The sequence below is a fragment of the Mesorhizobium sp. LNHC252B00 genome (genome assembly GCF_000502955.1).
Classification (GTDB): Bacteria; Pseudomonadota; Alphaproteobacteria; order Rhizobiales; family Rhizobiaceae; genus Mesorhizobium.
Map to the genome: position 1 here is coordinate 299,694 of NZ_AYWO01000004.1, position 6,000 is coordinate 305,693.

General features: G+C 63.5%; 5 protein-coding genes and 1 pseudogene. 4 read left to right on the forward strand and 2 right to left on the reverse strand.

What is annotated here, in order from left to right:
* Positions 1-39 precede the first annotated feature (39 nt).
* A complete protein-coding gene (locus X744_RS161315; RefSeq protein WP_023758257.1) occupies positions 40-843 on the forward strand; it encodes an oxaloacetate decarboxylase in 804 nt (267 codons plus the stop codon).
* Between the two features lie 14 nt (positions 844-857).
* Positions 858-1,856, forward strand: coding sequence for a proline racemase family protein (locus X744_RS161310; RefSeq protein ID WP_023758258.1), 999 nt, complete (start codon positions 858-860; stop codon positions 1,854-1,856).
* 7 nt (positions 1,857-1,863) lie between these two features.
* On the opposite strand, the gene X744_RS161305 is transcribed toward X744_RS161310, so the two are convergent.
* Both X744_RS161305 and X744_RS161300 read right to left on the reverse strand, forming a co-directional pair.
* Entirely contained in the window at positions 1,864-2,568 is a 705-nt protein-coding gene (locus tag X744_RS161305; protein ID WP_023758259.1) for a sulfate transporter family protein, read from the reverse strand.
* A 170-nt stretch (positions 2,569-2,738) separates the two neighbouring features.
* On the reverse strand, positions 2,739-3,641 hold the full coding sequence (locus X744_RS161300) for an EamA family transporter (protein ID WP_023758260.1): 903 nt from the start codon (positions 3,639-3,641) through the stop codon (positions 2,739-2,741).
* Positions 3,642-3,878: 237 nt separating this feature from the next.
* Here X744_RS161300 and X744_RS01000000169390 point away from each other — a divergent pair.
* Positions 3,879-4,912 (forward strand): annotated as a pseudogene (locus tag X744_RS01000000169390) (adenosine kinase).
* A 277-nt stretch (positions 4,913-5,189) separates the two neighbouring features.
* Positions 5,190-5,891, forward strand: coding sequence for an antitoxin Xre/MbcA/ParS toxin-binding domain-containing protein (locus tag X744_RS161295; protein ID WP_023758261.1), 702 nt, complete (start codon positions 5,190-5,192; stop codon positions 5,889-5,891).
* Positions 5,892-6,000 lie beyond the last annotated feature (109 nt).

The window sequence follows — 6,000 nt, forward strand, 5'->3', positions numbered from 1 at the left end:
ATAAAATCCGTTTAGCCACACCGCACAGGGGGAACTACCATGGACAAGGGCAAGATCTTTCGCGACCTGCATGCCTCGACCTTCGTCATGCCCAATCCCTGGGATATCGGCACGACGAAGCTGCTCGGTTCTTTCGGCTTCACGGCGCTGGCGACGACCAGCGCCGGCTTTGCCTTTTCGCGCGGCCTGCCGGACGGCGCCGTGACCTTCGACCAGATGATCCATCATTGCCGCGAGGTGACGGCGGCGACCAGCTTGCCGGTCTCGGCCGATCTCGAGAAAGGCAAGGGCGACAGCCCGACCAGTGCCGCCGAAACCGTATTCGCGGCGGAAGCGGCCGGGCTTGCCGGCTGCTCGATCGAGGACCACACCGGCGACCCGGACAGACCGATCTATGATTTCTCGCACGCCGTTGAGCGCGTCGCGGCGGCCGTGGAGGCGGCGCGCGCGCTGAAGCGCGATTTCGTCTTCACCGCGCGCGCCGAGAATTTCCTGTGGGGCAAGTCCGACCTCGACGACACCATCAAGCGGCTTCAGGCCTTCGATGAGGCCGGCGCCGACGTGCTTTATGCGCCGGGCATCGGTGACGTCGAGATGGTGCGTGCGATCTGCTCGGCGGTCAGCAAGCCGGTCAACGTCATGGCGAGGCCGGGCTTCACCATCGCCGATCTGGCCATGGCCGGCGTCAAGCGTATTTCGCTCGGGCCGTGGCTGACCAATTTCGCCTATGGCATGCTGGAGACCGCGGCGCGCGAGATCCAGCAGGATGGTACATTCGGCTTCACCCGCGCCGCCATGCCGTTCGGCAAGCTGCAGGCGCTGTTTGGCAAGTCTTCAGCTTAGATAGGGTCCGCGGCATGACGCTTACCGTCGTCGATATGCATACCGGCGGCGAGCCGCTCAGGATCGTCACTGGCGGCTATCCGGATATCCCCAGAGGCACGATCCTGGAAAAGCGCGCCTATGTGCGCGACCATCTCGATCATCTCAGGAAAATCCTGATGTTCGAGCCGCGCGGCCACTACGATATGTATGGCGCCTTGCTGGTCGAGCCGGACCTTCCCCGCGCCGATCTCGCAGTGCTGTTCATGCACAATGAGGGCTATTCGACCATGTGCGGCCACGCCATCGTCGCGCTCGGCCGCTACGCCGTCGACGAAGGACTGGTGACGAAACGCGAGCCGGTGACGACGGTCAACATCGAGGCGCCATGCGGGTTGGTCGTCGCCTCGGTCGAGGTCATGGACGGCAAGGCCGGTGCGGTGTCATTCGAAAGTGTGCCGGGCTTCCTGTTCGCCGGCGGGCAGACGATAGAGTTGGCGGGCTATGGCATGGTCGGTTTCGACATCGCCTATGGCGGCGCCTTCTACGCGCTGGCCGATTGCCACCAATTCGGGCTCGAATTCGGCCGCGACCGGGTACGCGATTTCGTCGATGCGGCGACGGCCCTGACAGGCAGGCTGAAGGCCGAATTTCCGCTGTCGCATCCCGACCACGCCGACCTTGCCTTTCTCTATGGCACCATCCTGACCGACGGAAAGGATGCCTTTTCCGGCGAGGTGACCAAAAACATCTGTGTCTTCGCCGAGGCCGAGGTCGACCGCTCGCCGACCGGCTCCGGTGTCACCGCGCGGCTGGCGGCCATGCATGCCAAGGGCGAGATTGCGATCGGGCAGACGCGCATGTTCGAGAGCATCGCCGGCTCGTGCTTTTCCGGGTCCGTGGTGCGAACGGCGAAGGCTGGCCAGCACGAGGCGATCATCGCCCGCGTCGGCGGCCGCGCCTATTATTCTGGGCGAGCTGAGTTCATCGTCGAGCCCGACGACGAACTGGGGTGCGGGTTCCTCCTACGCTGAATAGAGCTTAGCTGCGGCGGGCAACTTCCCGCGCGCTGATTGCCTTGTGCAGATGCACCATCATGGCGGCAGAAAACAGCGGCGTCACCAGATTGAGCAGCGGCACGGCGAGGAAGGCAGCGATGAGCATCCCGGCGAGGAACACCGTGCCGGCATAGTGGCTGCGCAAGGCCTTGGCCTCGTCTTCCCCACGAAAGCGCATGGCGGCGAATTCGAAGAACTCGCGTCCGAGCAAATAGCCGTTGACGATGAAGAATGCGGCAATGTTGACGCCCGGCACCAGCAGAAGCAGCAAGGCGACGATGTTGCCAAGAATGACGACGCCGAGGAATCGCATCGACAGCACCAGCGAGCGCAGCGTCGGCATGGCGCGGCCGGGCGGATCGCCGGGATAGTCGGTATGCTCGACCACGTCGGCGATATCGTCGAGAAACAGGCCAGCGACAACAGCCGTCACCGGCGCGATGAGCAGTGCCATGCCGAAGGCAAGAGCGATGGCGGCGATGATGCCGCCGAGCCAGCCGGCCCAGGACGGCATGCCGGGCAACAGCGTCTGCAGCCAAGGCAGCGCCAGCCACTCGACAAGGCTGGTCAGGCCGAACCACAAGGCCACCAGCGCCAGCAAGGTCAGCCCAAGCGTCTTCACGAACACGGCACGAAACGGAGGCGAGAGCAGCTCGAGGACCGCAGTGCGTGCTGCGTCGAAAATCACCGTGCTTCAACCCCAGGTCAGCGGACACCGCCGAGCGGCGGACGCTTCCGAGATAGGCAGCTTAGGTCGCGCGTACAAGCGGGCTGGTTCTTTGTTTTGACGCAATTCCCAAGGGAAAGCGCCGTGCGCTTTTCCCGGGAAAACCGCTTCACACTTTTCCTGGAATTGCTCTACCGCGCAAACGCCGGCTTTCGAACCGGTATGGTCATGGCAGCAACGCCGGCAACGACGAAACCCATCCCCAGCCATGCCGTCGAACCCAGGCTTTCGCCGAGGAAGAGGGCGCCGATGCCGACGCCGATGGGCACGCGCAGGTAGGCCTGCGAGGTGGTGCCGACCGAGCCCAGCGTATGGATGAGGCGGAAATAGATGACGAAGGCCAGCGCGGTGGAAAACACCGACAGGCCGAGCAACGCCAGGATCGATGCCGTCGACGGCGCCAGCGTCCATGGCTGGTCGAACACAAGGCTGAGCGGCACCAGAATGACGGCGCCGCACAGCATCGAACCAGCGGCCGGCAGCATGGGGTCGAGGCCCTTGAAGCCACGGCCAAAGATCGCCGCACCGGCATAGCAGATCGTCGCCGCGACGATAGCAAGCTGCGCCCACAACTGGTGACCGAGACCACCCAGGACCTGCGTGCCGATGATGAGGCAGATGCCGGTAATGCCGGCGCCGACGCCAATCAGCTTGCGCAAGGTGACCGGCTCATGGCGGGTAACGAGCGCGGTCAAGAGGAAGGTGAAGATCGGTGAGGTCGCGTTCAGGATGGTGGCGAGGCCGGCATCCACCGAGCGTTCTGCCACGGCGATCAGCGTGAACGGAACGACGCTGTTGAGGCATGCCTGAAAGGCAAAGCGGCGCCAGCTTGCCGCATCCCCCGGCATTGCAAGCCCGCGCCAGTGGATGATCGCGAACAGGATACCACCTGCGATCAAAGTGCGGGCGGCAATGAAGGTGACCGGCGGGATGGTCTCGACGCCGATCTTGATGAAGGTGTAAGAGGCGCCCCAGAGCAATGCCAGCACGGCGAGCAACACCAGGTCGGTCGTCATGTCGTTTTTTACAGGCATGAGCTGGCTCGCTATAAAATGTGATCGGCTGAGCCGGGCTTGTAAGCTGTGCGGCGACGAAATGCTTCGGCCACGGTCGAATTGTCATAGCGCCTCGCAGCGGCGGCACCTTTGGCCCGTTCCAGCCTGTTTCGCCAAAGTTCCGTATCATGCCCTAGGCAAACCGGTTTCAAATCGCTAGACCCGCGCCGGGCCGGCATGGCAAGAAGCCGGCTCGGGTTTTTGGCGGAGACATTGATGCCGAAATATGACGTGCTTTGCATCGGCAATGCCATTGTCGACATCATCGCCCAGTGCGACGAGGGATTCCTCGAAACCAACGGCATCATCAAGGGCGCGATGAACCTCATCGACACAAAGCGCGCCGAATTGCTCTACAGCCGCATGGGCCCGGCGATCGAGGCCTCCGGCGGCAGCGCCGGCAATACAGCGGCCGGCGTTGCCAGCTTCGGGGGCCGCGCCGCTTTCTTCGGCAAGGTCTCGAACGATACGCTGGGCGAAATCTACGCTCACGACATCCATGCCCAGGGCGTCGCATTCGACACCAGGCCGCTCAAGGGCGAGCCGCCGACGGCGCGCTCGATGATCTTCGTCACCCCCGATGGCGAGCGTTCGATGAACACCTATCTCGGCGCCTGCGTAGAGCTCGGACCGGAGGATGTCGAGGCCGACAAGGCATCTGGCGCCAAGGTCACCTATTTCGAAGGCTATCTGTGGGATCCACCTCGCGCCAAGGAAGCAATCCGGCAGACAGCCAAGCTGGCGCATGCGGCGGGCCGCGAAGTCTCGATGACCTTGTCGGATTCGTTCTGCGTCGACCGCTACCGCGACGAATTCCTCGACCTCATGCGTTCGGGCACGGTCGACATCGTCTTCGCCAACAGCCACGAGATCAAGTCGCTCTACCAGACATCGTCGTTCGACGAGGCGCTGGCGCAGATCCGCAAGGACTGCAAGATCGCCGCCGTCACACGCTCGGAAAAAGGCTCGGTGATCGTGCGCGGCGACGAGACCGTCACCATCCAGGCGACGANATCGTGCGCGGCGACGAGACCGTGGTCATCAAGGCGACAGCGATCAAGGAACTGGTCGACACGACGGGCGCCGGCGATCTCTATGCCGCCGGCTTCCTGCATGGATACACCCAAGGCCGCGACCTGCAGACCTGCGGCGACCTTGGCTCACTGGCGGCCGGATTGGTGATCCAGCAGATTGGCCCCAGGCCGCGGCAGAATTTGCGCCGCGAGGCTGAGCAGGCGGGGTTGCTGTAGCGGCCATCAAGCCGCCGATCTCCCTCCTTGTGGGGAGATCGGCACCTTGGCCGTACGTGCGCTCACCGTCGCGCGGCTGTCACACATCGCACCTACACGCAATCGAGGCGCCCCGCGACTGACCTTTCGGGGCGCCAATAGCCAATTGGGGTGTCCAGAAATGCAAGACAGCAAGCTGTCGGGCCGCTGCATCTGTTGCCGCCGCGATTTCCGCTTTCCGCTCTAGAAGTTCAACAACCCGCCGCTGGGAGGAGCGCGCGGTCCGGAAGACAGATGCATGAACAAATTTCAGATCCAGGACATCAAGCAGGACGACTTCGCGAAGATGATCGCGGAGGACGTCGAACGCGCACTTGCCCACTATGATGAGGCCATCAACAAGCCCACCATGGTCTCGGTCGGCAAGATCGCCGGCAGCATTGCGTCCGCCGTCACCTCGCTGTCGCCGAAACATCAGCGCGCTATCGACACCATCCATGCCGACCTGCCCGGCTTGGCCTTGAAATTTGTTCGCGCGCTGGCGGCGGAGGCCGCGCGCCGTAGCGAGGCAGGCATTGGCCGCGCGACAGGACCGGCATCCCCGGCCGATATCGATGAACCTGTTTCTTCATCACCGCGAGCCGACGACCTCGAATCGATGCTGATCGAGGACTGGGCGGGCCGCGTCGCAGGATCGACCTATCTGGAAGAAAAGCTCCGCATCGCCCGCTCGACCCTGCATCGCTGGCAAAGGCGGGGCGAGGTCATCGCCTTGCGCAAGGGCGGCCGCAAACATGTTTTCCCGCTGGCGCAGTTCGTCGACGGCAGGCCGGTGGCGGGCATCCGCGCCGTGCTGTCCCTGATCAGCAATCCGAGGCTGGCGTGGCTGTGGCTGACGCGGCCCTCGGCCGACCTCGAAGGCCAAGTCCCAATCGACCTGCTTCGCCAGGATCAGGTCGAGGAGGTCGTCAAGGCCGCACGCGTCTTCGCGCCGGCTTGATAGCTTTGCTACATCCAGGTCGCGCCTAGCCTAGAGTTTCCGTCCATAAACGCGCCTATTTTGCAGCTTTTGCAAGCACTTAACCTCGTCCAGTGAAGCCGTTGAACGG

Excerpts from the sequence above, each read along its gene's own strand:
- X744_RS161315 (WP_023758257.1), top strand. The coding sequence starts at position 40 with ATGGACAAGGGCAAGATCTTTCGCGACCTGCATGCCTCGACCTTCGTC.
- X744_RS161310 (WP_023758258.1), top strand. The coding sequence starts at position 858 with ATGACGCTTACCGTCGTCGATATGCATACCGGCGGCGAGCCGCTCAGG.
- X744_RS161300 (WP_023758260.1), bottom strand. The coding sequence starts at position 3,641 with ATGCCTGTAAAAAACGACATGACGACCGACCTGGTGTTGCTCGCCGTG.
- X744_RS161295 (WP_023758261.1), top strand. The coding sequence starts at position 5,190 with ATGAACAAATTTCAGATCCAGGACATCAAGCAGGACGACTTCGCGAAG.